26 protein-coding genes and 4 pseudogenes are annotated in these 26,592 nt (G+C 69.8%); 16 read left to right on the top strand and 14 right to left on the bottom strand.

Going from position 1 to position 26,592, the window contains the following annotated elements:
• Positions 1-124: 124 nt before the first annotated feature.
• On the bottom strand, positions 125-709 hold the full coding sequence (locus ACIQ7M_RS28565) for a dihydrofolate reductase family protein (protein WP_403649732.1): 585 nt from the start codon (positions 707-709) through the stop codon (positions 125-127).
• Between the two features lie 190 nt (positions 710-899).
• Between ACIQ7M_RS28565 and ACIQ7M_RS28560 the strand changes: the two genes are divergently transcribed.
• Entirely contained in the window at positions 900-1,910 is a 1,011-nt protein-coding gene (locus ACIQ7M_RS28560; protein ID WP_403649729.1) for a sigma-70 family RNA polymerase sigma factor, read from the top strand.
• A 96-nt stretch (positions 1,911-2,006) separates the two neighbouring features.
• Positions 2,007-2,711, top strand: a complete 705-nt coding sequence (locus ACIQ7M_RS28555) for a Clp protease N-terminal domain-containing protein (protein ID WP_403649726.1) — start codon at positions 2,007-2,009, stop codon at positions 2,709-2,711.
• Positions 2,712-2,878: 167 nt separating this feature from the next.
• Here ACIQ7M_RS28555 and ACIQ7M_RS28550 read toward each other — a convergent pair whose 3' ends face one another.
• The 5 genes from ACIQ7M_RS28550 to ACIQ7M_RS28530 form a co-directional block, all read right to left on the bottom strand.
• Entirely contained in the window at positions 2,879-3,670 is a 792-nt protein-coding gene (locus tag ACIQ7M_RS28550; protein ID WP_403649724.1) for a hypothetical protein, read from the bottom strand.
• A 184-nt stretch (positions 3,671-3,854) separates the two neighbouring features.
• Positions 3,855-6,368 carry a flippase-like domain-containing protein gene (locus tag ACIQ7M_RS28545; protein WP_403649722.1) on the bottom strand — a complete coding sequence of 838 codons (2,514 nt, stop codon included), beginning with the start codon at positions 6,366-6,368 and terminating at the stop codon, positions 3,855-3,857.
• Positions 6,369-6,506: 138 nt separating this feature from the next.
• Positions 6,507-7,205, bottom strand: a complete 699-nt coding sequence (locus ACIQ7M_RS28540; protein ID WP_403649719.1) for a B3/4 domain-containing protein — start codon at positions 7,203-7,205, stop codon at positions 6,507-6,509.
• 72 nt (positions 7,206-7,277) lie between these two features.
• Positions 7,278-7,925 (bottom strand): FMN-binding negative transcriptional regulator, encoded by a 648-nt coding sequence (locus ACIQ7M_RS28535; protein ID WP_403649716.1) that lies wholly within the window; start codon positions 7,923-7,925, stop codon positions 7,278-7,280.
• Between the two features lie 26 nt (positions 7,926-7,951).
• Entirely contained in the window at positions 7,952-8,788 is an 837-nt protein-coding gene (locus ACIQ7M_RS28530; protein WP_403649713.1) for an EamA family transporter, read from the bottom strand.
• Between the two features lie 140 nt (positions 8,789-8,928).
• On the opposite strand from ACIQ7M_RS28530, the gene ACIQ7M_RS28525 reads away from it, so the two are divergent.
• Entirely contained in the window at positions 8,929-9,513 is a 585-nt protein-coding gene (locus ACIQ7M_RS28525; protein ID WP_403649710.1) for a helix-turn-helix domain-containing protein, read from the top strand.
• A 138-nt stretch (positions 9,514-9,651) separates the two neighbouring features.
• On the opposite strand, the gene ACIQ7M_RS28520 is transcribed toward ACIQ7M_RS28525, so the two are convergent.
• Positions 9,652-10,623, bottom strand: coding sequence for a Ku protein (locus ACIQ7M_RS28520; RefSeq protein WP_403649707.1), 972 nt, complete (start codon positions 10,621-10,623; stop codon positions 9,652-9,654).
• A 333-nt stretch (positions 10,624-10,956) separates the two neighbouring features.
• Here ACIQ7M_RS28520 and ACIQ7M_RS28515 point away from each other — a divergent pair, with 333 nt between their 5' ends.
• Complete coding sequence (locus tag ACIQ7M_RS28515) at positions 10,957-11,271, top strand: cupin domain-containing protein (RefSeq protein ID WP_403649704.1); 315 nt, start codon at positions 10,957-10,959, stop codon at positions 11,269-11,271.
• 33 nt (positions 11,272-11,304) lie between these two features.
• Positions 11,305-11,913, top strand: coding sequence for a GNAT family N-acetyltransferase (locus ACIQ7M_RS28510; RefSeq protein ID WP_403649701.1), 609 nt, complete (start codon positions 11,305-11,307; stop codon positions 11,911-11,913).
• 149 nt (positions 11,914-12,062) lie between these two features.
• Here the strand turns inward: ACIQ7M_RS28510 and ACIQ7M_RS28505 are convergent, their stop codons facing one another.
• The gene (locus tag ACIQ7M_RS28505; protein ID WP_403649698.1) at positions 12,063-13,046 is read right to left on the bottom strand and encodes a S8 family peptidase; all 984 of its coding nucleotides are present in this window, start codon (positions 13,044-13,046) and stop codon (positions 12,063-12,065) included.
• A 339-nt stretch (positions 13,047-13,385) separates the two neighbouring features.
• Here ACIQ7M_RS28505 and ACIQ7M_RS28500 point away from each other — a divergent pair, with 339 nt between their 5' ends.
• Entirely contained in the window at positions 13,386-13,739 is a 354-nt protein-coding gene (locus tag ACIQ7M_RS28500; RefSeq protein WP_403649694.1) for a hypothetical protein, read from the top strand.
• Between the two features lie 36 nt (positions 13,740-13,775).
• Here the strand turns inward: ACIQ7M_RS28500 and ACIQ7M_RS28495 are convergent, their stop codons facing one another.
• Both ACIQ7M_RS28495 and pnuC read right to left on the bottom strand, forming a co-directional pair.
• Positions 13,776-14,867, bottom strand: a complete 1,092-nt coding sequence (locus tag ACIQ7M_RS28495) for an AAA family ATPase (RefSeq protein ID WP_403649691.1) — start codon at positions 14,865-14,867, stop codon at positions 13,776-13,778.
• On the bottom strand, positions 14,864-15,472 hold the full coding sequence (gene pnuC, locus ACIQ7M_RS28490; RefSeq protein ID WP_403649688.1) for a nicotinamide riboside transporter PnuC: 609 nt from the start codon (positions 15,470-15,472) through the stop codon (positions 14,864-14,866). The genes ACIQ7M_RS28495 and pnuC overlap by 4 nt, the downstream gene beginning before the upstream one ends.
• Positions 15,473-15,846: 374 nt before the next feature.
• On the opposite strand from pnuC, the gene ACIQ7M_RS28485 reads away from it, so the two are divergent.
• From ACIQ7M_RS28485 to ACIQ7M_RS28455, 7 genes and pseudogenes are all read left to right on the top strand, one after another.
• Positions 15,847-16,272, top strand: coding sequence for a hypothetical protein (locus ACIQ7M_RS28485; protein ID WP_403649685.1), 426 nt, complete (start codon positions 15,847-15,849; stop codon positions 16,270-16,272).
• A gap of 33 nt (positions 16,273-16,305) precedes the next feature.
• Complete coding sequence (locus ACIQ7M_RS28480) at positions 16,306-17,550, top strand: SUKH-4 family immunity protein (RefSeq protein WP_403649682.1); 1,245 nt, start codon at positions 16,306-16,308, stop codon at positions 17,548-17,550.
• Between the two features lie 101 nt (positions 17,551-17,651).
• Positions 17,652-18,505 (top strand): annotated as a pseudogene (locus ACIQ7M_RS28475) (IS5 family transposase).
• Positions 18,502-18,831 carry a hypothetical protein gene (locus ACIQ7M_RS28470; protein ID WP_403649679.1) on the top strand — a complete coding sequence of 110 codons (330 nt, stop codon included), beginning with the start codon at positions 18,502-18,504 and terminating at the stop codon, positions 18,829-18,831. Before ACIQ7M_RS28475 ends, ACIQ7M_RS28470 begins: the two are co-directional and overlap by 4 nt.
• A 314-nt stretch (positions 18,832-19,145) precedes the next feature.
• Complete coding sequence (locus ACIQ7M_RS28465) at positions 19,146-19,778, top strand: TetR/AcrR family transcriptional regulator (protein WP_403649676.1); 633 nt, start codon at positions 19,146-19,148, stop codon at positions 19,776-19,778.
• Complete coding sequence (locus ACIQ7M_RS28460; RefSeq protein ID WP_403649673.1) at positions 19,775-20,653, top strand: alpha/beta fold hydrolase; 879 nt, start codon at positions 19,775-19,777, stop codon at positions 20,651-20,653. The genes ACIQ7M_RS28465 and ACIQ7M_RS28460 overlap by 4 nt, the downstream gene beginning before the upstream one ends.
• A gap of 96 nt (positions 20,654-20,749) precedes the next feature.
• Positions 20,750-21,574, top strand: a complete 825-nt coding sequence (locus ACIQ7M_RS28455; RefSeq protein WP_403649670.1) for a class II aldolase/adducin family protein — start codon at positions 20,750-20,752, stop codon at positions 21,572-21,574.
• Positions 21,575-21,738: 164 nt separating this feature from the next.
• Here the strand turns inward: ACIQ7M_RS28455 and ACIQ7M_RS28450 are convergent.
• The 4 genes and pseudogenes from ACIQ7M_RS28450 to ACIQ7M_RS28435 form a co-directional block, all read right to left on the bottom strand.
• A pseudogene (locus tag ACIQ7M_RS28450) lies at positions 21,739-22,163 on the bottom strand (transposase); the annotation flags it as partial.
• Positions 22,164-22,435: 272 nt separating this feature from the next.
• Positions 22,436-22,602: pseudogene (locus ACIQ7M_RS28445) on the bottom strand (thioesterase family protein); the annotation flags it as partial.
• Positions 22,603-22,662: 60 nt separating this feature from the next.
• Positions 22,663-22,992, bottom strand: a complete 330-nt coding sequence (locus ACIQ7M_RS28440; protein WP_403649667.1) for a branched-chain amino acid transporter permease — start codon at positions 22,990-22,992, stop codon at positions 22,663-22,665.
• Positions 22,993-23,351: 359 nt separating this feature from the next.
• Positions 23,352-23,717: an AzlC family ABC transporter permease gene (locus ACIQ7M_RS28435; RefSeq protein ID WP_403649664.1), complete on the bottom strand. Its 366-nt coding sequence runs from the start codon at positions 23,715-23,717 to the stop codon at positions 23,352-23,354.
• A 104-nt stretch (positions 23,718-23,821) separates the two neighbouring features.
• Here ACIQ7M_RS28435 and ACIQ7M_RS28430 point away from each other — a divergent pair.
• From ACIQ7M_RS28430 to ACIQ7M_RS28420, 3 genes and pseudogenes are all read left to right on the top strand, one after another.
• A pseudogene (locus tag ACIQ7M_RS28430) lies at positions 23,822-24,239 on the top strand (Lrp/AsnC family transcriptional regulator).
• Between the two features lie 166 nt (positions 24,240-24,405).
• Entirely contained in the window at positions 24,406-25,095 is a 690-nt protein-coding gene (locus ACIQ7M_RS28425; protein WP_403649661.1) for a M24 family metallopeptidase, read from the top strand.
• A gap of 58 nt (positions 25,096-25,153) precedes the next feature.
• Positions 25,154-26,401 (top strand): MalY/PatB family protein, encoded by a 1,248-nt coding sequence (locus tag ACIQ7M_RS28420; RefSeq protein ID WP_389842044.1) that lies wholly within the window; start codon positions 25,154-25,156, stop codon positions 26,399-26,401.
• Positions 26,402-26,592 lie beyond the last annotated feature (191 nt).

Genomic DNA, 26,592 nt, shown 5'->3' with positions numbered 1-26,592 from the left:
GACCCCCCGCGGGCGTGCTCCTCGCGCGCCTGCGCGCGGTTCCGCCCCCGGGGGGTGCGCGGGCGCTGCGCCGGCCCGGGGGGTCGGCCCCCCGGCCCCCCGCGACCGCGGGCCCCGGTCGGCCTCAGGGGCTCTGGACGAACTCGTACGTCAGGAAGGCCAGGCCGTCGCCGATGGTCCTGGCCTCCACCAGGCGCAGAGGCCTCGTGCCGCAGGCCTCGCCGAAGAACCGTTCGCCGGCCCCGAGCACGACCGGGAAGACGACCAGCCGCACCTCGTCGACCAGGCCGGCCTCGATCAGCGTACGACCGAGCCGATTGCTGCCAGGGACGACGATCTCTCCGTCCAGTTCCCGCTTCAGTTGCGAGACCTCGGTCACGACATCGCCCCGCAGAACCGTCGAGTTGTCCCAGTCGGGTTCTTCGAGGGTCGAGGACACGACGTACTTGGGCATGCTGTTCAACCGGTCCGCCAGCTCGCCGCTCCGCGGCCGCCACCGCACCCCGAAGAACTCGTAGCTCTTGCGGCCCAGCAGCCAGGCCTCGGCGCCCAGTGCCTCCTCCAGCGCGATCTTGCTCCACTCGGCGAGATCCGCGCCCCCGAACCGGGGGAACCAGCCGCCCAGCTCGAAGCCCTCCGCACCGTCCGGGTCCTGGACCACTCCGTCGAGCGAGACGTTCTGCGGCCCGCTCATCACGATCTTTCCCATGTCCGATCCCTCCTCGCGCCCACGTTGTCGACGACCACGTAGATACAGGCGCCGGCCGGCCCGAGAACTGGGCGCCGCCCGACCGCCCAGTTCTCGGGCCGGCCGGCGCCTGTACAGGATGGAAGCGCGGCAGCGCCCGGAAGCGGCGGGGTTCGGAAGTGGCGGGGCCCGGAAGAAGGAGACGGTGACGATGAAGGCGGCCGATCTGATCGAGAGGGCGCGGGCCGGGGACGGTGACGCGTTCAGGGAGCTGACCGAGCCGCACCTCCGAGAGCTCCAGGTGCACTGCTATCGCATGCTCGGATCCTTCGAGGACGCCGAGGACGCCCTCCAGAACACCCTGCTCACCGCCTGGCAGAGTCTCGACGGGTTCGAGGGACGCGCCTCGCTGCGCACCTGGCTCTACCGGATCGCCACCCATCGGTGTCTCGACGCGCGCCGCGCGGCAGCCCGGCGCCCGGCCAAGGAGTGGAACGTGCCCGGAGTCGAACCGCCCGAGCCGACCCGGCTCGGCGAGATCGTCTGGCTGCAGCCGTATCCCGGCTCCCTGCTGGAGGACGGGGCCGAGGCGCCGCTCGGCCCGGAGGCCCGATACGAGCGGACCGAATCCGTCTCGCTGGCCTTCGTGACCGCCCTTCAGCTCCTGCCACCCCGCCAGGTCGCCGTGCTCGTCCTGCGCGACGTCCTGGGGTTCAGGGCGAGCGAGGTGGCCGACATCCTGGACTCCACCGTCGCCTCGGTCAACAGCGCCCTGAAACGAGCACGCGCCGGGCTGCGACGCGAACAGCCGGCGGCCGCCGGTCACCCGTCGCCTCCCGCCGCCGGCTCACCGGCCGAGGACGCGATCGTGGGGAGGTTCGTCCGCGCGTGGGAGTCCGCGGACGTCGACGCGCTGGTGGACCTCCTGACCGACGACGTCTTCATGTCGATGCCGCCGATGCCCTTCGAATACCAGGGCCGGGACCTCGTGGCCCGCTTCTGCGCCGCCCTGTTCGACGCCGGCCGCAGGTTCGACCTCGTCCCGTCCCGAGCCAACGGCCAGCCCGCGTTCGGCGCCTACCTGCGCACCCCCGACGGCATCAGCCACGGGGTCGGCCTCTACGTCCTCACGCTCACCGGCGATCGGATCCGCGCCCTGACCCGATTCGACAACAACGTGCTGCCCTGGTTCGGGCTGCCCCGCACCCTCCCGAACCGATGACCGGAACGTTCGGGGACGGCATGGACGGGTGAAGGGCCTTCGAGCTAGCGTCAATTACAAGTTGACGATTGAGGATCGTCAACTTAGGATTGACGCATGAGTCCACTCGACATCAGCCTCGCCGATCTGATCGCCCGACTCGACGAGGAACTTCCCGAAGCCGACGAACTGGCCCGCATCAGCGAGGCGCGTCTTCGTGCCCAGACGCTGTCCGACCTCGGTGACCAGCTCATCGACCACTACGTCAGCAAGGCCAAGCGGACCGGCTCGTCCTGGACCCAGATCGGCGACGCCATCGGGGTCTCCAAGCAGGCCGCCCAGCAACGCCACGCGCCCGCGCCGTTCGAGCGGTTCACCAACCTCAACCGGCACGGCATCGTGCTGGCGCAGGAGGCCGCCCGGACCTACAAGCACGACTTCATCGGCACCGGACATCTCCTGCTCGGCCTGCTCGGCGAACCACAAGGCCTGGCGTACGAGTTGCTGCTGGCGAAAGCCGAGTCCGAGCAGCTCGTACGCGAGGCGATCGAGGACGCGCTGCCGCCGGCCGGGGAGAAGGCGCTGCGAGGTCACATCGCCTTCCGCCCGGAGAGCAAGGAGGCCATCGAGCAGGCGCGCCACGCGTCCGTCGACCTCGGTCACGAATGGGTCGGCACGGAACACATGCTGCTGGGCCTGATCCGCGCCGAGGAGAGCACGGCAGCGCAGGTCCTGCGCACCCTCGGCTTCACACCGGACGAGCTGCGCGAGACGGTCAGGACCGAGGTCGCCGCACGGCTCGCCGCGCGCGACGAGCGGTAACGAAACGAACCGGCCTTCGCCGGCCGCCCCGGCGTCAACCGCTGGCGGCGGAACCGCTCCGGTCGGGCCGCTCCCGTCCGTCCCGTCCGTCTCTGTCGGTTCCGGTCGGGGCGGACGGGGACGGACAGGCGGGCGGTGGCGAGGCCTCGGTCAAGGTCCGGGCGTCGTCACCTGACGTCGACGAAGTCCCCGGTGGCTGTGGCCGGGCCGGTGGTGGAGCTGCCGGAGAAGACGAAGCGGAAGTAGCCGTCCGCCGTGGCCTTCGTGGTCGTCTTCAGCGTGCCGCTGCCGCCACTGGTGATGGTCTTGAGCGTGGTGTAGGTGCTGCTGCCCTTCTTGCGGAACTGGAGTTGGACCGACCGGCCCTCGTAACCGGTGTAGGTGCCGGTCTCCCAGTTGGCGCGGCTCAGCTTGCCCGTGACCGTGATGGTCTTGCCCTTCCTCACCGGCTCGGGCGACGCGTTCACCGTGACCTTGGCGTACCGCTTGAACCGCGCCGTGCCGGCGACATCGACGGCCGTCCAGTCGTCGTTGGTGTCCTGAGCCTCCGCGAGCACCTTCCAGGTCCCGGCGAGGCCGATGTCGTCGAAGTCCCGCGCGGCGTCCACGCCGAAGCTCACCTGGCAGGTGGAGGAGGTGTGGTCGGTGGGCGACACGGCGCACGTGCCCGCGGGCGCGTAGAGCGGCAGTCTGCCGTCGGCGTCATCGGTGTTGGGGCCGTGCCACAGGTAGGCCCAGGAAGCGGCCACACCGTCCGGGTCCGTCGCCGTCCATGTGATCGTGACGGTCTTCTTCGTGGTCAGGCCGAGCACGATGTCCTTGCCGCCGTTGACGACGACGTTCGAGAACGTGGTGTCGCTGGGCGCGGCCGCGTCCGCCGCATGGGCGGCTGCCGGTACCACCGACGCGGAAAGGGTGGTGGCGAGGAAGGCGGCGGCGGTGGCCGGGCGGATGTGCATGGAATCCCCCTTCGGGATCGCGGTACTCGCCGTCCCCCACGGCGAACCGGATGATGTGTCGCTGCCTAGACACCCAGGAGCCGTTCCCGGTTGCCCTGGTGTTCGGACCGGCTTTCGACTTCCTCACCCTGCCCTCGACCAGTGCTTGACCGCCGACCAGCGCCCGACGGTCGACAGACCGGTCCTAGAGCAACTGCTTGCGGACCAGATGGCTGAAGGCGATCCAGCCCGGGAGCACCGGAAGCCAGAAGGTGAGCAGACGGTGGAGCAGCACCGCGGAGAACGCGGTCGCCGCCGGAAGCCCCGCCAGGGTGAGGGCGCTGGCGAGAACCGTCTCGACGCCTCCGATTCCGCCGGGTGTCGGGATGGCCGAACCGGCGGCGCTGCCCACGAGATAGGCGAAAGCCAGCGGTGCGAAGCCGAGCGAGTGGCCGAACGCCCGTACCGAGGCGTCCAGGCACGCGATGTAGGAGAGATTGAGCAGCAGGATGCCACCGAACCCGGTGACCAGTTTGGCGGGTCGCTGCAACAGATCGAGCAGGCGCGGCAGGACACCCGAGAACAGGGCCCGTACCCGCGTGGTGGCGAATCGACGCAGGCGCGGAACGGCGGCGACCGCCAGCATGAGAACGGTGACGGCGAGCAGTCCGCCGATCACCAGGTTCGCGCTCGACGGCGAGAGCAGGGCGGTGTCCTGAGTGCCCGTCACATAACCGAAGGCGAGCAGGAGCACCACATGGCCGACGCCACCGGCCAGTTGGGAGGCGCCCACGCTCGCCACCGCGAACCCGGGCCGCACCCGGTTGCGTTGCAGGAAACGGGTGTTGAGCGCGATACCGCCGACGGCCGCCGGAGCCAGCGCGAACGACGAGGCGAGCTGGGCCAGGACGGTCCGGCCGAACGGGATCTTCTCCGGGACGAAGCCGAGCAGACTCATCGCCGCCGCCACATAGGTCAGGGCCGAGAACCCCAGCGCGACCACGACCCAGGTCCAGTTCGCCTGCTCGACGAGCGCGCCGAAGTCGAGCGTGACCAGTTGGGAGAGGAGATAACTGGCGACGGTGACCCCGCCGACGAGGGTGACCAGAGTGCGCGGCCTGATCCGCTCCAACCGGGCCGGGGCGACGGCGGCCTGCGGGCGGATGAGCAGCACCTGCCGACGGATCCGCGCGAGCGGGTCGTCCTCGTGGGTGTCCTCCAGGGGGCCCTCGTCCGCGGCCTCCACGGCCCGTGACAGTTCCTGGTGCTCCCGTTCCCTGCGCTCCTTGGCGAGCAGGCGGAGCGTGGCACGGGTCGAGCGGCTGAGCGCGATCGGCTGGAGCATCGGCAGGCTGCCGGCGACGGCGTCGGGGCCCAGGATCCGCGTCGCGGAGGCGACCGAGCGCTCGGGGCCGACCCGCAGGGCGAGCGTCGTGAGCAACTGGGCCGTGTCCAGACGCAGCAGGATGTCCCCGGCGGCGATCTCACCGTGGCCCAGTTCGGTGATGTGGACGGCGCCGGAGTCGTCCACCAGCAGCGCGTCCCCGGTCAGCCGCCGGTGCGCGATGCGCCGCGCGTGGAGCGTACGGACCTGGTCCCAGATCCCGTCCAGGACCGTGTCGTCGAGTTCCTCGTCGGCCAGCAGGTCCAGCGTGCGCGCCTCGATGTGCTCGTGGACGAGCATCACCGCGTCGGGGCCGAGTTCGTAGGCGCCGATCAGCCTCGGCGTGCGCGCCCCCGCCGCGACCGCCGCGTACGCCAGCAGCGTCTCTTGCTCCATCGTCTGGCGCAGGGACTGCAGACTGCCGCGCTCACTGATCGGACGCATCATCAGATGGCGCCAGGCGCGGTGCATGAAAGCCTGCGCCTGCTGCTCCCGGTCGACGACGGTGACGTCGAGCGGCGAACCGTCCTCGCGGACGACGCGGTACCGGCGGCCGCGTTCGGCCGGGGAGGACCCGGGACGGTCGACCAGCCGCCGGGCGGTGACCGCCGCCAAGCCGGCCCGCCGCAGTGCCGACGGCAGTGAGAGAGCGGTGGGTTGTACGTTCGGTGAGCCGACGGCGTACACCGTGCCGCAGCCGACACTCCAGCCGATCAGCAGCGTGAGCAGCACGGAGGACAGCGTGGTGTATCCCCCGGCCAGCATCGCGAAGGCGTTCAGTGCGAGCGCCGCCCACAGCACCGCCCGCCAGCGGGGGCGCCGCGCCGTGCCCACCGCCGTCATGAAGGCGACGGCCGGGGCGGCGTATCCGTGCACCGGGTCGGTGATGCCGCCGTCGGGCGCGGCCCGGGTGAGCGCGTCGTGGACGGCGAAGGGCGCGTAGGTCGTCACCCACAGGCCGGTGCCGAGTGCGACGGCGTGCGCGAGGACGGCGGCGAGCACCCCGTCCGGCACACGCGAGCCGTCCCGCCGGATCAGCCGTTCGACGGCGAACACGACCGGGACGAGAAGCAGGGCCAGGTTGGCGGGGCGACCGAGGAAGCCGGTCAGCAGGCGGGACGTGTGGGTGGTGGTGCGCGAGACGTCGTGCTCGACACCGGACGTGGTCGCGTGCGCGCCCCAGGCCACGATCAGGAGAAGGGCGATGCCGAGCACGCCTATGAGGAGGCGCAGCAGGTCGTCCGGACGGCGGGACCGGGCCGCGAGCGGCGGCTCGTCGCCGCCCGCCTGGTCGACTGCGCGGACCGTGGGAGGCTTCAGGCTCGGCTGGTTCAACGGTTCGGCCTCAACGGTCCGGTGACGTCCTCTCCCGTACGGCTCGTCCTCACCGAACCGCCCCCTTTTGCCCGACGTACCCTACCCGCCCTCTTCGACGGCACGGTCGACTCCACGGCCGGGGAGAGGACCGGCGGTTCAGGCGCCGGTGTCCGGGCCGAGGTAGTCGACCGTCGTCCGCGTCGCGTGCGGGGCGAGCAGCTCCTGGAGCTCGGCCGCCGCGGTCTTGACGAGGTGGCCGTCGCGGGTGGCGTGCACGGTTTCGAGGATGAACGCGACGTGGGTGGAGTCGTGGGTGACGCGGGTGCGGTGGGCGTCGCGGTGGTTCCAGTGCCGGGTGAGTACGTCGATGGCGTCGGCGTAGACGACCTCACCGGGGCGGGGACTCTCGACGGTGTCGGGTTCGCCGAGCGGGGTGAAGGTCTCGCTGCCGTCGGCGTAGCGGATCTCGACGTCACCGGTGACGTGGTCGAGGTCGAAGGCACCGGCGGGCAGGCCGTGGCGGACGGAGACGGTGTTGTACGAGTCGACTGCCGCGTTGATGCGCGGCAGGGCGCCCTTCTTGGCGAGGCGGCGGCCGAGGGCGTCGACGCTGGGCCGGGTGCGGCGGGGATTGGTGCCGAAGGAACGGTAGGCGGTGTGCCACGCCTCGATCCGCGGATCGGTCTCGTCGGCGGGCACCCACGCGGCGTCGGCGAGTTGCCGCTCCAGGTCCTCAAGCGCGGCGGTGGTGGCCGGCCAGGGTTCGTCACCGCGCAGACCGGTCGCGGTGACGACGGCGATGAGGGTGTCGGGGAAGGCTTCGGCGACGGCGGGGCTGATGCGGAAGGTGGTCATCCGGGGGTCCGTTCCGGGGAGGTGGGGGAGAGGAGGGGCCGAGGTGGACGTGACGGTGGACGAGGGGCCCGGTTAGGGTGTCCAGGGCCCGATGCGGTCCAGGCGGCGGAGCTGCTGGGTCGCGGTGGGTGTGTCGAGGCCGGTGCCGCGTTCGGTGAGCCGGCGGGCGGTGTCGGTGCGCTGCTCGACGGGCTTGTGGTCGTCGTACTTGAACTTCGCGCGAACGGCGGTGACATCCAGCCGGAGGCCGCGGATGCCGGTCAGCATCCGTCCGTAGGGAGGCCGGCCGGGCTCGATGGGGGCGTGGTCCCCCTCGGGCTGGAAGTGGGCCATCTGACGGCGCAGCAGCTCGGCCTTGGCCTCGGGTTCGTCGACGATCGTCGCCCGGCAGGTGAACTGGACGGCCGCGTAATAGCTGGTGGGGACGCCGTCGGTGGGCGCGACGTCGGGCTTGGTGCGCCAGGGTCCGGGGATGAAGGCGTAGTCGCCGGTGACGGTGAACGTGACGTTCGGATCGGCCTCGATCGCCGTCCAGACGGGGTTGGGGCGGGCGAGATGGATGAGGAGAAGCGCGTCGTCGACGATGAAGTGGGTGGGCACGACGACGGGTGCCTCTCCGGGCAGGCCGTTGACGCCGAGGATGCCGAAGTCGTGGCCGTCGGCGATCCAGGTCCGCCATTCGGCGTCGTCGAGGGCTGCGTCCCAGGGCTGGATGAACATGCGGGTCCTTCCGGGCGGGTACGGGGTCAGGTGAGGGCGAGGAGGCTGACGGCCACGGCGGCGGTGCCCAGACCGACGAGCTGACCGCGATGGATCCGCTCGGCCAGCACTCCGCGGGCGAGCAGGACGGTGCCGGCCGGGTACAGGGCGGTGATCACGGCGACGACGGCCAGGTCGCCGCTGCGGGCGGCGAGCAGGAACAGCAGATTCGCCAGCGAGTCCAGCACACCGGCAGCCATCGACATCCCGTACGCGGGCTTCTCCGAGCCCAGGCGGCGGCGCATGAGTCCGGCCGCGGCGAGTACGACGGCGGAGGAGACCGCGCGGCCGACGACGAGCGGTCCGACGCCGCTGTCCGAGGGCGTCTGGTGCAGGAGTACGAGCTGGAGCGCGATGGCGGCCCCGGCGCCGAAGGCGAGGAGCAGCGCGGTACGCGACGGCCGCGCGGTCCCCGCGCCACCACCGGCGCTGACCAGCACCACCGCCGCCAGCGCCAGTGGCAGTCCGATCAGGGCGGCCGGGCCCAGGTCCTCGCCCTGGAGCATCCCGACGCCTACCGGCAGCAGGGCCGAGACCAGCGCGGTGAGGGGCGAGAGGACGTTCATCGGGCCGATCGCCAGCGTGCGGTACAGCAGGGCGAACGCGGCGGCCGACGCGAGCCCGGAGGCCGCGCCCCAGGCGAGGGTCGCGGGGGAGAAGGACGCACCGAGGAAGGGCCACAGCAGCAGTTCGACGGTGAGCGAGGCCGGGGCGGCGATCATCACGGTGCGCAGGACATGGGCCTTGCGGGCGCCGAGACCGCCGAGGAAGTCGGCGCATCCGTAGGCCAGGGAGCTGCCCAGGGCCAGCAGCAGAGCGATCACGGGTACATCCCTTACTATCAATGGAACGACTACACCGTACAACGCACCGACCGATTGGTGTCAACCAACCGACCGTGTGGTGCAGTGCAATGAACGGCCGTTTGGTGCACTGTAAGGAACGCCGCCAGGAGGGGAGACCGATGACCGAGGCCGACGCTGCCCTGCGGACGCTCGCGCAGAACGTCAGAGCCGCCCGCACCCGCGCCGGGCTGTCCCTGGACGAACTCGGCCGCCGTGCCAAGGTCAGCAAGGGCGCCCTGGTCGGGCTGGAGAAGGCTCAGGGCAATCCGAACTTCGCCACCCTGGTCCGCCTCGCCGACACCCTCGGCATCTCGGTGTCCGCGCTGATGGAGGGACCGGCCGAAGGCCGCGTCCGGGTGGTGAGCGTCGATGCCGTCATGCCCTTGTGGGCCGGGGAGAAGGGCAGCGAGGCGCGCCTGATGCTGACCACATCGGGACCGGCCCCGGTCGAGGTCTGGCGCTGGAAGCTGGAACCGGGCGACGAATATCCCAGTCACCCGCATCAGGCGGGCGTCGTGGAGACCGTCAGTGTCACGGCCGGACGGATGGTGCTCGTCGTCGACGGCACCGAACACGCCCTGGAGGCCGGCCAGACCGCCACCTTCGACGGCGACACCCCCCACACCTACCGAGGCTCGGGCGATCGGACCTGTCACCTGATCATGACCGTGCACATCCCGCCGGGTCCCGGCTCCAAGGGCTGACCGCGATCCGGATTCCCGGCGGAAGGGTCACCCCACGCGGGAGCCGATGAGGCCATGAGGGCACCCCTCGTGCTGAGCGCGCCAGGTCGGCCCCCGCGTCCCCGAGCACCCGGTCGGCTCCCCTCCGGGACCGAAGCGTCAGGCGCTGCGCCGCGGCTTGCGCGCCGCGGTCTTCTTGGCCGTCTTCTCGGCGGGCCGCTTCTTCGCCGTACTCGCGGTCGCCGTCTTCTTGGCCGCGCCCTTCTTGCCCGCGGTGCCCGCGGTACTGGCGGTCCTCTTGCTCGCGGCCTTCTTCTTGGGCATGTCGTGGACGGTGGCGTCGTCGCCCCGGGACTTGCGTGCCTTGGCCACGGACTCCTTGAGCGCGGCCATGAGATCGACGATCTGCCCCGGTGCCTCCTCGGGCTCCTCGGCCGTGGGCGGTTCGCGGTGCTCCCGTTTCGCTTCGATGAGCTGCTCCACCGCCTCGGTGTACCGGTCGGTGAACTCCTCACCTTCCAGATCGTCGCGGGTCAGCCGCTCGATGAGCTGCTCCGCCTGGGTGATCTCGGCGTCGGTGAGTTCGATCTCCTCCGGTCTCAGTTCCGAGGGGTCGCGGATCTCGTCGGACCAGCGCATCGCGTGCAGGACGATGACGTCGTCGCGGACCCGGAGCAGGCCCAGCCGCTCGCGACCGCTCCAGGCGTACTTCGCCACGGCCACCTTCGACGACCGCTCCAGGGCCTTCCGCAGGAGCGTGTACGGCTTGGCGGCCACCTTGCCGTCCGGCTGAAGGTAGTAGCCGTCGCCGATCTGGATCGGGTCGATGGAGTCCAGCGGCACGAACGCCTCGATCTCGATGGCCTTCGCGGTGGGCAACGGTATCTCCCGCAGCTCCTCGTCGAGCACCGGGATGATCGTGTCCTTGCCCCACTGGTAGCCCTTGCCGATCTCGGACTGCGCGACCTCGCGGCCCTCGATCTCGCAGATCTTGCGGCTGCGGACCCGGCCCATGTCCTCCAGATGCACCTGGTGGAAGTGGATGCTGTGGTCCTCCCGGGCGTTGACCACGTGGATCGGCACAGTGACCAGGCCGAACGAGATGGCGCCGGACCACACGGTTCGGGGCATGGAGGACCTCCGCGACAGGAGCCGGGGACTTCGGCTCTGCATGGGCACACCGGGGCGGACGATCGCACGCCTCCCGCGGCCGCGGCCGCCGGCAAGCTCGCGCCGAGACGCGACAGCGTGCTCGCGCACAACGCTACGAGGGGGAGGCGGCCTGTGCCACTCACGTCGGCGACGGCGGGTGTCCGCGTCGCCACGCAGGTCAGAGGCACTGTCCGCCGAGCGAACGGCGGCCCCGCCCCGCCGCCGAGGCGTCCGACGGCTAACCTGCGATCGGGATCCTGCCTCACCGGTCCGCGGCACGGGTGCGGCATCCGACGACGAGGAGATTCGGCCATGACGACGACCGCCCGCGCCACCTTGCAGCACGAGGACGAGCGGCTGAGGGTCACCCGCTGGGACTTCGAGCCCCAGGAGAGCACCGGCCGCCACGTGCACGCGTACGACTACCTCGTCGTCCCCGTCACCGACGGGCACACCGATGTGATCACCCCCGACGGCACCGTCACCACCTCGCAGCTACGCGCGGGCGAGTCCTACGCCCGTCCGGCCGGCGCGGAACACGAGGTCGTCAACAGCGGCACCTCCGCGTTGGCCTTCGTCGAGATCGAACTCAAGCAACCCGCCCCCGAGGGCCCCGTGATCGGTTGAGCGCCCGGCGCCCCGCGCGGCTACGGTACGGCGATGACCAGCCCGTACCCTCCCGTCCCCGCCCGAGCCGCCACCCCCGCGGACATCGACGGCATCGTCTCCACGATGACGACCGCCTTCTTCCACGATCCGCTGTGGGGTCCGGCCTTCCCCGACGCGTCGCGGCGCGCCGTGCAGGCGGCGGCCATGTGGCGCCTGTACGTCACCTCCGCCCTGCGCTACCCCTGGACACGCGTGACGCCGGGCGTGGAGGCCGCGGCCGTGTGGATCCCGCCGGGCGGCACCGAACTCACCCATCAAGAGGAGAGCGGTCTGGAGGATCTGCTGACGCAGGCCGCGGGAGCGGACGTGGCCAAGGCCATCGTGACGATCTCCGACCAGTTGGAGGCGGCCCATCCCCAGGAGCCGTGCTTCTACCTCACGCTGCTCGGTGTGCACGACGATCACCGAGGCAAGGGACTCGGCATGGGTCTGCTCGCCGAGAGCCTCGCGCGCATCGACGATCTCGGCGCCCCCGCCTACCTGGAATCGTCGAACCCCTCGAACATCACCCGCTACGAGAGCGTGGGCTTCAGCGCCCGCGACGAGATCACCGTCGCCACCGGCCACGTGGTCACGACCATGTGGCGCCCGGCGCGTTGACCCGCCCGCCCGAAGGCGGCGACCGGGAACCGTCCGGTTCCCGGTCGAGCACCTCCGCTTCGGGCACGGCCGCCTTCGAAGTCTCCGCCGAAGACGGCCGCACCGGCGGATCCGCGACACCGCCACGACACGTCTGAGGCCCGGGCAGGTCAGAGGCCGCCGGTGTTGAGCAGCCTGTTGGGGGTGTCGGAGCGGACCCCGTGGACGACGCCGCGGGTGGCCGTGTGGTCGAGCCAGACGTGGACCTCGTGGGCCGTGGCGTGCGGGTGCGCCGACAGGTACAGCGCGATGACGCCGGTCGCATGGGGCGCCGCCCAGGACGTCGCGCCGTCGTTCTCCGTGGTCGTGCCGCCGCCGGCGAGGGCCGCGGTCACCTTCTGACCGGGGGCGTACAGGTCTACGCACCGCCCGTACCCCGAGCCGTAGGAGCCGCTGTCGGTCCAGGGGCGGTCGTTCGAGGTGGAGGCCGCCACGACGATGGTGCCGGGGACGCCGGCGGGGGAGTGCTTGCAGGCGTCGTCATGGAAGTTGCCGGCCGACACCACCGTCGGGATGCCCGCGTCGACCATCTTCTTCACCGCGGACTCGAGGGCCGCCGACCGGTGGGCGAGGTTGAGCGACATGTTCACCACGGCGGGCTTCTGCGCGTGCGCGGTGACCCACTTGACCGACTTCACCAGGGCCGCCTCGGCCGCCGCCGCGGAACCGCCGCCCGAGCTCTCGCAGACGATGCCCTGGACCCGTACGAGGTCCGCCTTGGGCGCCACCCCGTACTTCTTCCCGCCGATGATGCCCGCGACGAACGTGCCGTGACCGGTTCCCGCCTCGCTGAAGCAGTCACCGGAGTCCCTCGGCCCGACGAAGTCGGCGCCGAGGTGCGCGCGTCCGCCGAACTCCGCGTGGGCGATGTCCATTCCGGTGTCGATGACGTAGACGTGAACGCCCTTGCCCGTGGCGGTGGTGGTGAACTTCCCGTTCAGCGGCCGCGACCGCTGGTCGAGGATGTCGAGGTTCCACGGCACATGCCGGGTGGTGGGTGCCGCGGCGGTCAGCGCGGTCTTGGACGACGTCCCGCCCGCGCCACGAGAAGTCGGCGCCCATCCGGACGAGGCCTTGCCCTCGTAGGGCGTCACACCCTCTCCCGTACCGTGCGCCGAAGCCTTCCCACCCGCAGCCCCACCACAGCCCGAGGCCCCGAACACCGCAGCCAGAGCCACCACCAACAGCCCGGCCTTCATCACGTTCCGCGTCACGATTCCCCCGTATCCCTGCCACGTACACAGTCAGCGCACAAGACGACCACAGGAGGCGAACGGTTCCGGCGGGGCGTGGGGCGGATCGGTACACCGGCGCGTGCGCCTTCTACGAGTCGAGCGGGTGCGGAAACCGCCTGGCCGGGGTGTTCGTCGTGCCGGTAGTGTCCGGGATTCCGACCCGCCGTATCCACGGCTCATGTTCAGAGAGTGACGCAGATGACCAGCCCGCGAGCCACGACGACCCTGTGGCGTCCCACCGGACCCAAGGAGCTGGAGCTGGTCCGGGAGTTGAACTGGCGTGCCTGGCCGCCCCGGTTGCCCGAGCAGTCGATCTTCTATCCGGTGCTCGACGAGGACTACGCGATCAGGATCGCGCGGGACTGGAACGTGAAGCACGACGGAGCCGGCTTCGTCACCCGTTTCGAGGTCGATTCGGACTTCGTGAGCAGATATCCCGTTCAGCGGGCGGGCGGCCGGACCATTCTCGAACTCTGGGTTCCGGCAGAGGAGTTGGACGAGTTCAACGCCCACATCGTCGGCGAGATCCAGGTGGTCCAAGAGTTCCGCTGAGGTCGACGGCGCTCACCGGGTCCTGGACGGCGGCCGTCACCTGTTCTCCGGAAGCGGGTCGGCGAAGTGCCAGCCCTCGGCGAGCAGGTCGTCCACCGCCGCCACGGCGATGCGCAGCCGTTCCTCGGGGCTGCCGGTGACGAGCAGGAACCGGCGGCCGCTGCGCTCCAGTTCCGCCCGGAACCGGCCGGTCATCCACGGGCGAAGGTGTGGGCTGTCGCGGAGGCCGTCGTCCTCGAAGGGCACGCCCTCGTGGTCGGTGAGCAGATACAGGTGGCGCGGCGTGCGCTCGGCGATGGCCGCCACCTCCGGGTTCGGCGCGCCCAGATAGCGCTCGTGCCAGATCGCGGTGGCGAACGAGTCGGTGTCGCAGAAGAGCACCGGGGAGCCGCGGCGGGCCGCCTCCTGTTCGTCGTCGTCCTGGCGGCGGGCGATGATGGGGAACTCCTCGGAGGTGAAAGCCACTTCGGCCCAGTCGGCCCCGGGGTCGGTGGCCCGCAGGGCGGCGAGCTTCTCCTCGCTGAACGCGCGCCCGTACTCGGGCACCCAGCCGGTGTCCGTCCAGACGCCACCGCGCGCACGGTAGTGGGTGGCCAGCGCCCGCGAGAGGGTGGTGGTGCCGGTGGACTCGGCGCCGAGGACGACCACGCGCCGGGCGAGGGCGGCGCGCACGCCCGGGCCGAGGAACGTCCAGCAGCCCACCGGGTCCTTGCGTACGGCGGTGCCGGAGACGGGGTACGTGGTCCGGTCAAGGTCCACGCAGACCTCCGCCGCGCCGAACCGGCGGGCCAGCTCGGCGCCGTACGACTCGGACGTGAACACGGCGTCCACCGGATCCGGGACGGCCGAGCGGAAGACCGCCATGTGGGCGTCCCACACAGCGGGGTCGTGCAGGTCGACCGCGTGGTCGTCGACGGCGCCGACGACCTCGGCCTCCGGGTGGGCCTCCCGCATCCATGCCACCCGGTCGGCGAGCGGCACCGACTCCACGGAGGCGGCGCAGACCAGCACGGTCAGCCGGTCGCACTGCGCGAGGGCGGTGCGCACGAGGTGGTGGTGGCCGGCGTGCGGCGGATAGAACTTGCCCAGTACCAGGCCGTGTCGGTACGGGCGGCCGGCGGCGTTCACGCGGGCACCGCCGTCACGGAGGGGGAGCCGGCCGCCGCGAGGGTGCGCCGCCAGCCGAGGAGCCCGGCCACGCACAGGGCGAGGAAGCCGACGTACAGCAGGGAGGTCAAGTACAGGTCCTTGTAGGCGTACAACGGTATGTAGACCAGGTCGGCGGCGATCCACAGCCACCAGGACTCCAGCAGTTTGCGGCACTGGCCGTAGGTCGCCGCCAAGGAGAGGGCGGTCGTGAGCGCGTCCCAGAAGGGGACGGTGGAGTCGGTGGCCCGGTCCAGCAGCACGGTGAGGGCGGCGGTGCCCAAAACTCCGGCGGCGGCGAGCCAGGCCCACTCGACACGCGTGGTGCGGCGCACCGACAGGGCGCCGGCGGTGGTCGGTCCGTCGCCGCGGGCCCAGGCCCACCAGCCGTAGGCGGCCAGCGCGATGAAGACGACCTGGAGGCCGGCGTCGGCGTACAGGCCGGCCTGGAGGAAGAGCACGATGAAGAAGACGTTGTTGGCTATGCCCACAGGCCAGTTGGCGATGTGCTGGCGCGCCACCAGCCAGACGCAGACGGCGCCGGTGGCGAAGCCGAGCGCTTCGGTCCAGCCGAGGTTCCAGTTCACGGACGGGCTCCTTAATAGTCGCCCTGACTATAAATAGGGTGGCGCGCGGAGGCAAGGGATTTGCGCGCCTCCGCAGGGGCCCCTCGGTCGTCGTTCGGGCGGCCGGGGAGCCCGATGTCGATGCCGCGGTTTCGTCACGGGTGGGCGAACGCGTGACCAACAGGGCCTGTCTGTATGGGAGTTGGCCACGCAGAGGGTTTGTCGGCGCGGAAAGCGTCGGCATGGTGAAGGTCGCGTGCGTCCCGGGGCGCGGCGCGTGCGAAGGGGGGAACTCGTGGTGCGTTACGCCCACTTCCAACTGATGGCCGCCGTCGAGGCGGGCATCGCCACGGTCGTCGTCGCGCCGGTGGTTCTCGGCGTGCGCGGGCTGCCGCATGCCGAAGGCGACGATTGGACTGCTCCTGTATCTCGTCGGGGCCAGCGCGTTCTTCGGCCTGGTGGCAGGCATGACAGGGATGCGCTGGTTGGGCGGGGAGAAGGGCTCCTACGACAGCGCCGTCCCCGTGGCCGACCCCAAAACGGTGCTCCCCACCCGGCGGCAGTCCCTGCGCCGCAGCTTCGACGCCGGCTTCGTCGTCATGTCCGGGTTGTCGTGCCTGTTCATGGGCCTGGTCTGGAGCTCATGGGGCATCCTCTTCGCGTGCGTCTTCTTCGCACCGGAGCGGGTCGGCAAAGGTGTGTCCGTGCTCCTCTGGGAACGGCGCCACGGCCTCCTGCTCTGGCGGGGGCGACTCGACGAACAGCCTCTGCAGAAGTGGCGGTCTCTCTATTCCTCGCCCCGAGCGGCGGTACCGGGCTGACCGGTTGTCAGTGGTGGCTGGCAGCATGTCCGTATGACTCGCGAGGATCTTGACACACTGTTCGCCACCCCCGCGGCCCTGCTCGCCGCCGGGCCCGAGGGCCTTCGGGACCTGCCCGCCACGGGAGGCGGAGCGGGCCGCGAAGCCTACGCCCAGGCCGTCACGATCCTCGACGGAGTCGAGGTGCCGCGAGCCGAGTTCGCCTCGTGGCTGCACTTCGGTGCGAAGGTGCTGGGTCATGACTCCTACGCCGACCTGGTCGCGGAAGCCGAGCCGAGCATGCCGTGGCGGACGGTCTGGGCCTGGTGGCGGCCGGTCGGTGCATACCAGGCCGAGCCGAACCTGAGCGGGGACGCCGACGTCCAGGTCCACGAGGCGCAGGACGGCCGTCTCCTGCTGAAGTTGCGGTCGCAGCTGACCCAGGAACGCTGGATCGATCCGGTCGACGGCCAACGGGTCCCCGCCCCCACCGACGGCGGGTTCGCCGAGCGGCCGTACGACGCTCCCGTCCAGGAACCCGTCCTCTTCGACCCGGACGACGACCATGGTCTCCACCAGCCCGACACCTGGGAGGAGCCCGTACCCCTCGGCGGCGGCCGCGTCATGTTCTTCGAGCCGCGCGGAGTCGTGGTGTTGGAGCGCGATGGCGCGGCGGAGGACGGGCCGAACGATTCCGGCGCGGTGTCCTGGGGCGAGGGTCGGCCGTGGTTCACAGGACCGACGGCAGCCGAAGCCCCCCTGGACGCCGCCCGCTTGGAGCAGGCGTTCGGCCCGGACTGGATGGTGTCGCTGAAGGAGGATCAACTGCCCGCCGCGCTGACGCACACGCCCACGAGGGAGTTGGCCGTGACGGCGGGGCTGCCGACCTGGTTCGCGGCAGGAGTCGCCACGTTCACTCTGGCCTGGAAGGACGGGAAGGCGCACGGGCTGGAGCCCGACGAGAACAGCCTGCTGCGCCTGGGCACCTTCGAGTTGGCGTACGGCGACACCGGCCAGGTGTTCGTCCACCCCGAGACGGGCGCGGTGTCGATGGTTCGCGGGGGCGAGGGCCCGTTCCCCTTCGCCCGGGACACCGAGACGTTCGTACGCCTGCTGGAAGCCGTGTACCGCTTCAGGGGCGCCTGCTGGAACGCGTACCCCGGCGAGTACGGCAATCGAGACTTCCTGCGCGAAGTCGCCGCCCTCGAACCGCTCTCGGTGAGACAGGGTGCGCCCGCGCAGGACGTCTGGGAGCACCTGTTCGCGGCCATTCTCGAACTCAGCCCGTGGGGCTTCTGAGTGGGTGGTTCGTGATTCTATGAGCGGTTCTGGTGTCGCCTGATGGTGTGATCGGAGCCGGACGTTCCGGTCCGGTGCGGGTGGCCTGCTGGGATGGGTGGGTGAGTGAACGCAAGCCGTATCAGAGCGACTTGTCCGACGAGCTATGGCCGTTGATCGAGCCGGTGCTCACGGCCTGGAAGAACCGGCACCGTTCCGTGAGCGGCCACCAGGGCCGCTGTCCGATGCGGGAGATCGTGAACTCGATCCTCTACCAGTCCCGGACCGGCTGTCAGTGGCCCTGCTGCCGAACGACCTGCCGCCGAAGAGTGCGACGTACTGCTACTTCGCCGCTTGGCGGGACGACGGCACCGACCAGCGGATCCATGAACTCCTGCGCTGTCAGGTGCGGGAGAGCAACCGGCGATGAGAGGATCCGACCCTGGTGATCCTGGACACCCAGCGTGTCCGGGTGGCCACCGGGGTCCCCGCGGTCACGGAGAGCAAAGACGCCGCGTAACGAGCCTGACCGCAAGCGGGGGACTGGCCGTGGATGTCCTCGGCCTGGTCATCGCCGTCACCGTGCTGGCCGCGAGTGTCCACGACAACGCCGCCGGCGTCGCTCTGCCTCGACCTCGACCAGGTCGCCGTCGCGGCCGGTGGCTCGGACAGCAAGGCACTGGTCGACCAGGGGTTCAAGAGCCAGGTCGTCACGCACGGGGCCACCCTCGGCATCGACGTCGAGATTGTCCGGCGCGACCCGGAGGAGCGGGGATTCATTCCGCAGCCGAAACGGTGGCGGGTGGAGCAGACGTTCGGGACCTTGATACTGCACCGGCGCCTGGTCCGCGACTACGAACACCGCCCGGCCTCCTCCGCCTCACGCGTCTACGGGGCCGTGACCCACGTCATGGTCCGTCGGCTCACCGACGCGAGCACGCTCACCTGGCCCGATCCACAGGCGGTCGGCGCGTGAACCTCAACCCCCTGCCCCAGGCACTCGACCTTCAGGAGGACACAGTCCGGGCCCTGGCAGACGATCTCCGCAACCAGATCGACACCCTTCAGACCCAGCTCCGCGAGGCTGAACTACGTCTGAAACACCTCGCCATCACCCGCACGACCATCACCTGCCTCGCCGACCGAATCCCGGCCCCGAGCGCCGACCCGTCAGGGAGTCTGGAGTTGCCCGAGCACCCGGACCACCCGCGCATCCTCGCCGTCTTCAACGACACCACCGACCCATTGAGGGCCGCGACATCTGCCAGGCCCTCGACTTCGAGCTCCTTCCGGAACACATAGAACGCACCCGCGCCAAGCTGAAACGCCTGGTCACACCAGGAATCTTCACGGAAGGCGAGCCCGGCACCTTCAGCATGAAGCAGTAGCCAAGTCCGGAACGGACATCAACTCGCGAAGCGCTTGCCAACAGGAGCCTTCCGCAACGCACTTGGCTGTCATCGCCAGGGCGGTACGCAGAGTGACACCACCACGGGGTCCTACAGAGCCGCGTCATGACCGATCCTGCCGCGGCCCTTGTGTCACAGCACCGCCAGTCGATAGCTTCCTCCATCTGATAGGAACCCCTATCGAATAGGGATCCCTATCCATCATCGTTGATCGTCACGACGAGAGCAGGCGAACGCATGACCAAACGCGTGACCAGGAGGCGCCTCGAGACGAACGAGCGCTTGCTCGACGCGGCTGAGCAAGCCTTCGCCGAGTACGGGTTTCACGGGGTCTCGATCGCAGAGCTGTGCACGCGGGCCGGCTACACGACCGGCGCGTTCTACTCGAACTACAGCTCCAAGAGCGAACTCTTCCTCGCCTTGTTCACGCGACGCTCCGCGGTCGTCCTCAAACAGCTCGGCGACGCGCTGGACGAGGCCATCGTGTCCGAGCATCCGATGGCCGCGTTCGTCGAACTGGCGAGTGCCGTGGACGAGGAGACGCGTACCTGGTTCCTCATTTCCACCGAGTTCACGCTTCACGCCATCCGCAACCCCGAGGCGGCCGAAGCGCTCGCCCGCCACGACGCGGCGATGCGGGCGGCAATCGCGGAGCTGCTCGCACCACTTCTCGCGACCGCACGGAGCAAGGTGCCCCTGAAGGATCCCGACATGCTGATGCGTCTCGTCGTCGCCGTCCGGGAAGGCGGACTCGCACAGAGCCTGGTGGAACCGGGCGCTCTCCCGCACGGCGAGCTGGAACGCCGGTTCCTGCCCACGCTGTTGGGTGGGCACGGATGACGGCCGGCATTGAGGAGTGGTGGTCCGAGGGGAACCTGGTCCCGCTCACCATCGCTGGAACACCCCGTTCGGTGTTCGTCCGGCGCATCGGCAGCGGGCCCGTGATGACCCTGCTCCACGGCTTCCCCAGTTCCTCGTACGACTGGGCTCAGGTGGTACCTGTCCTCGCCGCTCACCACACCCTCCTGATACCGGACTTCCTCGGCTTCGGCGCAAGCGAGAAGCCGGCCGAACACGACTACTCGATCCACGAGCAGGCCGACCTGGTGGCCGCGCTGTGGCAACACGAAGCAGTGGCCTCGACGCAGCTGGTGGCCCACGACTACGGCACCACCGTGGCACAGGAGCTGCTCGCGCGGGCCGCCGATGGGGTGTTGAGGAGCCGGCTCACGAACCTGACGCTGCTGAACGGCGGCATCTACCCGGAACTCCACCGACCGGAACCCGCCCAGGAGACACTGCTCGACCCGGAGACCGGCCCCCTGATCAGCGCATCGCTGACCGCCGAGCTCATGGCCACCGCACTCGCACCGACATTCGCCGAGCACTACGACCCGAGCGCCGACACGGCTGAGATGTGGAAGGGCGTGAGCCGCGGTGACGGCCGGCTGCACTTCCACCGGCTGATCCACTACATCACCGACCGGACCGTCCACCGCGATCGATGGGTGGACGCCATGGAGACCAGCGGGGTGCCCACGACGTTCATCTGGGGCCTGCGCGACCCCATCTCGGGTGCCCACATGGCCGAGCGGATCGCCGAACGCATGCCGAAGGCAACGCTCCATGGCCTGACGGACGTCGGACACTGGCCCCCGCTGGAGGCACCGCAACGCGTTGCCTCTTTGATCCTCGCCGCCGGAGCCAGCGGCTGAAGGCCACCGCCGACGTCACCGTGCTCACGGTCGACCAGGCCGATGTACAGCAGGTCTCGCACATCCAGGACTCCGCACACGAGAGGAACGAACCACATGACGACCACGAACCACGCCCCCGAGATCCTCGACCTGATCCGGGCCAACATCGGTCCGATACCGGACGACTTCGACCTCCCGCTCCCGCCCATGGGGCTCTCGGTCGACGAGGAGCGCGACGTACGCAAGAGGGAACTCGCCGCCGCCTTCCGGATCTTCGGAAAGCTGGGCTTCTCCGAGGGGGTCGCCGGGCACATCACCGCCCGTGACCCCGAATTCCCCGACACCTTCTGGGTCAACCCGTTCGGGATGAACTTCAACCAGATCAAGGTCTCCGACCTGATCCGCGTCGACCACGAGGGCAACCTCCTGCACGGCAAGCGCCCGGTGAACCGTGCCGCCTTCTGTATCCACGCCGAGGTCCACAACGCACGCCCCGACGCCGTCGCGGCCGCACACGCGCACTCCCTCCACGGCAAGGCGTTCTCGACGCTCGGAATCCCACTGGCGCCACTCACCCAGGATGCCTGCGCCTTCTTCGAGGACCACGGCATCTACGCCGACTACCGCGGAGTCGTGAACGACACCGAAGAGGGGCGTCGTATCGGCGAGGCGCTCGGTGCGGCAAAGGCCGTGATTCTGAAGAACCACGGTCTCCTGACCGTCGGTCAGTCGGTTGCCGCCGCCGCGTGGTGGTTCATCACGATGGAACGATCGTGCCAGGCACAGCTCCTGGCCATGGCCGCCGGCACCCCGCACGAGATCGACCGTGAGACCGCGGAGCTCGTCCGCAGTCAGATCGGCGGGCCGCTTGCGGGCTGGTTCCAGTTCCGTCCGCTGTGGGACCAGATCATCGCCTCGTCACCTGACCTCTTCGACTGAGGCACCCGACCGGCAGGGGTGTTTCAAAGTCCCGGCGATCATGTGTAGCTGCAGGCCAGGGGGATGCAGTGCGAGGTCGTCACCTATGCGACGAAGCGCCGTTTGTTCGGGGTGCCCGCCAAGTCGCCCTGAATTCCCGGAGCTTCGATGTGCCGCCAGGCTGCCTTGTAGAGGCCGGCGTCATGACTGACCGGCCTGCCTCCCCTGGAGCCCTTCTTCTTCCGGTCGGCGGCGTGGTCCTTAGTGCGTCACCCGTTCGTGGCAGTACTGCAGGCTTCTCCGGGATGACCGCCTTGACGCGTCGTCTGCGCAGGTGGGCGCAGTTACCGCAGGACGAATAGGTCTTGTCCCCGGCGATCGCGTCCGGCCGGGTGCGAGGGCGGCCGACGGGCCCGCGCACCCGCACCTTCTTCAGGACAGGGATGAACTGCGGGCTGTCCGCTGCCTGGCCCCCGGTCAGGACAAGCGTCAGCGGACGGTGTTTGCGGTCGGCGGCGAGGTGGATCTTGCTGGTCTGCCCGCCTCTGGAGCGTCCCAGGAGGGCGGCCTTCAGCCGGAGTTTCCGCCGTCGCCGGATGCGTCGTCGTTCTTCCCGCGCGGGATTACTTGCGTTCACTCACCCCACCCATCCCAGCAGGCCACCTGCGCCGGACCGGAACGTTCCGGCTCCGCTCACACCATCAGGCGACACCAGAACCGCTCATGGACTCACGAACCACCCACTGAGGAGTGCGTCCCGTCGGTCCCGATCCCATGGCTCGATCGTTCGAGGACGGCCGTCTCGAACGGCAGCCGATCACCGCACGCGAGGCCGACCGTCAGCTCGGACGGGCCTTGAATCAGCGTTGTGACTGAACCGGCCTACAGGGGGCGGACAGTGAGGATCCTTTCGGCGTGGCTGACGGGTTCGTCGATGTCGTGCAGCACGCGGCTGGTGAGCCCCTGGCCCGTCGGGCCGAAGACGACGGTCCGTCGAGGCCGGTCCACGGGCCTTGCGGCTGTCGGGGCAGGCGGATCGTCAGGTCGAGGCGGCGGCCGGCGACGGCCGCGGCCGCCCGTGTGGTTGCGACGGCCAAGGAGCCGGACCTCTAACGGGCAAAGACCGTGCTGGTCAGGATGACGTGGACAGCGGTACCGCCGAGGATGCTGAGCAAGGCGTTACGGCGCCACAGGTGCAGGCCGATGGTGGTGGCGAGCGCGGCGACGGGGGCCATGGCGCGAGCCTCGGTCACCGGGAGGTCCTGGAGGCAGTAGACCACCAGGATGATCATGACTCCGGCGGGCATGCGGGTGCTGAGGTACCGCACGGCGCTGCTGGCGCGCAGCGGGGCGAGCGCGGCGAACGGCAGGGTACGCAGCGCCCAGGTGACGGCGGCGGCGACGGCGATCGCGGCGACGGCGTAGGTGGTGTCAGGCATGGTGCGGCTCCCCGTGCGTGGTGAGGTGACGGGCCAGGAGTCCGGCGGTGAACAAGGCAAAGGCGACCGGCAGCATCTGACCGGGGAAGACGAGGCGGGCGGCCAGGGCGCTCAGCAGGGCGAGGAGCGGGGTGGGCAGATCGCCGCGGAGATCGCGGACGGCGTCGAGCGCCAGGACGGCGAACAGTGCGGTCAGGGCGAAGTCCAGGCCGGTGACGCCGGCTGGGATGAGGGAGCCGAGGAGGGCTCCGACGGTCGCGCTCCCGGCCCAGTACAGGTGCAGCAGGAACTGGAGCGACAGAATGCGCGGACTGGACCAGGAACGGGCCTGCTCGCCGCTGGTCAGTGCGTATGCCTCGTCAGAGCGCGAAGGTGCTGTACGTCCTGCCGAGGCGTCCCCTCACCCGATGCAGGGGAAAGGACAACCCGTAGAAGACGTGCCGGACGTTCACCATGAAGGCTGCGATGGCGATCGACGCCGGCGGAGTCATGGCAACGACCAGGCCGATCAGCAGGAACTCGAACGAGCCTCCGAAAACGAGCGCGGCGGACAGGCCCGCCCACCACCAGTCCAGACCGGACTGAACGCAGAGCGCCCCGAAGGCCAGGCCGAGCGGAACGAACCCCAGGCCGACAGCGGTCGAGTCCCGGAGCGCGGCCCGGGCATCGGACAGTGTTTCGTCCGGCGGAGAGGGTGCGGCGACGGCGGCAGGACGTATTCGCATAAAGACATTTTAGAAGAATATGCGACTCATATGGTTACGTATCATGGCTCTATGATCAGACGTTGAGCAATGAAGTAAGCCTTGATGCGACCGATCGTGAAATCTTGTTTCACCTACGTCAGGACGGTCGGCTTACCAACGTCGAGCTCGCCAAGCGGGTCGGCCTGACGCCGCCGGCCCTGCCTGCGCCGCGTCAAGCGCCTGGAGGAGGCGGGTGTCATCACCGGCTATCGGGCCGTCGTCGACCCCGCGGTCACGGGGCGCGAGCTCGAGGTCCTCGTCGACGTCGAGATCTCCGCCCAGGACCGCAGGAGTTTCGAGGAGTTCGAGACGACCGTCTCCTCCTACGGCGAGGTCATCGAGTTCCGACGCATGTACGGCCGCCCCGACTACTTCATCCGCGTCGCCGTCGCCGACCACGCCGCCTACGAGTCCTTCCTCACCGGCAAGCTCAGCGGCCTGCCCGCCGTGCTGCGCCTCACCTCTCACCTCACCATGAAGAAGATCAAAGCAGAGGGCTGAACCGGCGTTGCGAGGGACGCCTGCACGGGGTGGAGATCGCCGGCACGGTCGAGGTCGAGGTCGAGGGAGTCCGGCGCGGCGGGGCCGTGCCGGGCCGGGTGGGTGGCACTGAGCCGGGGTTCAATGTGATTGACTCGAAAGTGCAGCGCACCGTACCTTCCGTGTTATGGCTCATGACGAACAGACGCGCGCGGCACGGCTGTTGGACGCGCAGGCGAAGGCCGAGCGGCTCTTCGCGGAGATCGAGAAGCGCGGACTGGTGGCGCCGGGGCAGGGCGAGCGGGCGGTCAGCGACCAGGTTCGTGACCTCGCGAACGAGCTCTTCGGCACCACCCGGCACTGGCACAAGCGGATCGTGCGCTCAGGCCCGAACACTCTGAAGCCCTACAAGGAGAACCCGCCGGACCGGGTGCTCGACTCGGACGACATCGTGTTCGCCGACTTCGGGCCCATCTTCGAGGAGTACGAGGCCGACTTCGGTCGCACGTTCGTCCTCGGCGACGACCCGGTCAAGCACCGGCTGCGCGACGACCTGCCCCGGATCTTCGACGCCGGGAAGCGGCACTTCGCCGACACCCCCGACATCACCGGCAGGCAGTTGTACGCCGAGGTCGAGCGACGGGCCGCCGAGGCCGGGTGGGAGCTGGGCGGCTGGCACGCCGGGCATCTGGTGGGCGAGTTCCCGCACGAGTGGATCGACGGCGCGGACGTGGAGTCGTACGTCGCCTCCGCCAACGACACCCCCCTGCGCCGCACCGACAAGGCGGGCCGCACCTGCCACTGGATCCTGGAGATCCATCTCGTCGACCGAGGGCGGGAGTTCGGCGGCTTCCACGAGGAGCTCCTCACCCTCTGACCGCGGGGTGGGCAAAATTCGCAAACCGTATGCCCGCCGCCGTGACTAGCATCCAGCCATGGCACCTGACACCGCCCCACACCGCCGGACACCGCGGAACGCCCCTGGGGCCGGAACCGGATCGATCTTCGACGTCGTCGTCGACCGCAGGCACAGCAACTCCCTGAAATGGGCCACTGCCCAACAGTTCCTGACGGCGGACGAGATCGCGGCCGACCCGTTGCCGATGTGGGTCGCCGACACCGATTTCAGGGCGCCCCAGGCCGTGATCGACGCGCTCCACGAGGCCGTGGAATACGGCGTCTTCGGGTATCCCGGTGGCGCGACCGAGAGCTACGTCGACGCCGTGACCGGCTGGCAGGCCAAGCGGTTCGGCTGGGAGGTCCCCCGGGAGTGGGTGGTGCAGACCGCCGGAATCATCACCACGCTCAAGACCGTCGTGCAGGCGTTCTCCGCGCCCGGCGACTCGGTCCTCATCCAGCCTCCGGTCTACGTCCATTTCCACGAGGACGTCCTGCTGAACGGCCGCCACCTCGCGTTCGCACCGCTGCGACGGACCGACGACGGCTACGAGTTCGACGCCCGCACCTTCGAAGCCGCCATCCGTCCCGACACCAAGGTGTTCATCCTCAGCCACCCGCACAATCCCACCGGCAACGTGTGGACGGAGGACGAACTGCGGACCATGGGCGAGATCTGCGCCCGGCACGGCGTCCTGGTCGTCTCCGACGAAGTCCACCAGGACCTCATCCTCGACCCGGAGCGCCGGCACATCCCTTTCGCCTCGCTCGGCGAGGAGTTCGCACGCAACAGCATCACCTGCACAGCTCCCAGCAAGACGTTCAACCTTCCCGGCCTGCAGAGCGCCAACGTCTTCGTGCCCGATCCCCGGCTGCGGGCGGAACTGGAGCGCCAGTACGACCGCAACATGTTCCCGCTGGTCAACCTGCTGGGCATGGTCGCGGCCGAGGCGGCTTACACGCACGGTGAGCCCTGGCTGGCGGAGTTGCTCACCTACCTGCGCGGCAACCACGCGCACTTCGCGCACGCGGTCAACTCCGCCACCTCCAAGGTGCGGGTCCTGCCGACCGACTCCCTGTACCTGGCGTGGATGGACTGCCGGGGACTGGGGATGGACGCGGACTCGCTGGACAAGTTCATGCTCACCAGGGCGCGGCTGTGGCTGGACAAGGGCCAGAAGTTCGGCAGCGAGGGCCACGGCTATATGCGGGTGAACCTGGGCTGCCCCCGCTCCACGGTCGACGAGGCGGTGGAGCGTCTTCTCGCGGCGGTCGAGAAGTTGTGAACGGGCACCTGCGAGTCGAGAAGTTGTGAGTGGAGAAAATGCGGCGGCTCGCCGGGGAGCCGCCGTCACACCGAAAACCCGTTTGGCGGAGCACGGCGACCGCTGCTACTTTCCCGGAGGCCGTGCGAGAGAACGAGGAGGTGGTACCCGTGAACGCAGTATCGACATGGGTGCTCTCCTCTGGGGCCACG

Source organism: Streptomyces sp. NPDC096324 (assembly GCF_044763015.1).
GTDB lineage: Bacteria > Actinomycetota > Actinomycetes > Streptomycetales > Streptomycetaceae > Streptomyces.
Note: the sequence above shows the minus strand (reverse complement) of the source record. Positions and strands in the feature narration are given on the sequence as shown.

Bases quoted from the DNA above. Each gene is read 5' to 3' on its own strand.
- ACIQ7M_RS28565 (WP_403649732.1), bottom strand. From the start codon at position 709: ATGGGAAAGATCGTGATGAGCGGGCCGCAGAACGTCTCGCTCGACGGA.
- ACIQ7M_RS28560 (WP_403649729.1), top strand. From the start codon at position 900: ATGAAGGCGGCCGATCTGATCGAGAGGGCGCGGGCCGGGGACGGTGAC.
- ACIQ7M_RS28555 (WP_403649726.1), top strand. From the start codon at position 2,007: ATGAGTCCACTCGACATCAGCCTCGCCGATCTGATCGCCCGACTCGAC.
- ACIQ7M_RS28550 (WP_403649724.1), bottom strand. From the start codon at position 3,670: ATGCACATCCGCCCGGCCACCGCCGCCGCCTTCCTCGCCACCACCCTT.
- ACIQ7M_RS28540 (WP_403649719.1), bottom strand. From the start codon at position 7,205: ATGACCACCTTCCGCATCAGCCCCGCCGTCGCCGAAGCCTTCCCCGAC.
- ACIQ7M_RS28535 (WP_403649716.1), bottom strand. From the start codon at position 7,925: ATGTTCATCCAGCCCTGGGACGCAGCCCTCGACGACGCCGAATGGCGG.
- ACIQ7M_RS28525 (WP_403649710.1), top strand. From the start codon at position 8,929: ATGACCGAGGCCGACGCTGCCCTGCGGACGCTCGCGCAGAACGTCAGA.
- ACIQ7M_RS28520 (WP_403649707.1), bottom strand. From the start codon at position 10,623: ATGCCCCGAACCGTGTGGTCCGGCGCCATCTCGTTCGGCCTGGTCACT.
- ACIQ7M_RS28515 (WP_403649704.1), top strand. From the start codon at position 10,957: ATGACGACGACCGCCCGCGCCACCTTGCAGCACGAGGACGAGCGGCTG.
- ACIQ7M_RS28510 (WP_403649701.1), top strand. From the start codon at position 11,305: ATGACCAGCCCGTACCCTCCCGTCCCCGCCCGAGCCGCCACCCCCGCG.
- ACIQ7M_RS28500 (WP_403649694.1), top strand. From the start codon at position 13,386: ATGACCAGCCCGCGAGCCACGACGACCCTGTGGCGTCCCACCGGACCC.
- ACIQ7M_RS28485 (WP_403649685.1), top strand. From the start codon at position 15,847: ATGCCGAAGGCGACGATTGGACTGCTCCTGTATCTCGTCGGGGCCAGC.
- ACIQ7M_RS28480 (WP_403649682.1), top strand. From the start codon at position 16,306: ATGACTCGCGAGGATCTTGACACACTGTTCGCCACCCCCGCGGCCCTG.
- ACIQ7M_RS28460 (WP_403649673.1), top strand. From the start codon at position 19,775: ATGACGGCCGGCATTGAGGAGTGGTGGTCCGAGGGGAACCTGGTCCCG.
- ACIQ7M_RS28455 (WP_403649670.1), top strand. From the start codon at position 20,750: ATGACGACCACGAACCACGCCCCCGAGATCCTCGACCTGATCCGGGCC.
- ACIQ7M_RS28440 (WP_403649667.1), bottom strand. From the start codon at position 22,992: ATGCCTGACACCACCTACGCCGTCGCCGCGATCGCCGTCGCCGCCGCC.
- ACIQ7M_RS28435 (WP_403649664.1), bottom strand. From the start codon at position 23,717: ATGCGAATACGTCCTGCCGCCGTCGCCGCACCCTCTCCGCCGGACGAA.
- ACIQ7M_RS28425 (WP_403649661.1), top strand. From the start codon at position 24,406: ATGGCTCATGACGAACAGACGCGCGCGGCACGGCTGTTGGACGCGCAG.
- ACIQ7M_RS28420 (WP_389842044.1), top strand. From the start codon at position 25,154: ATGGCACCTGACACCGCCCCACACCGCCGGACACCGCGGAACGCCCCT.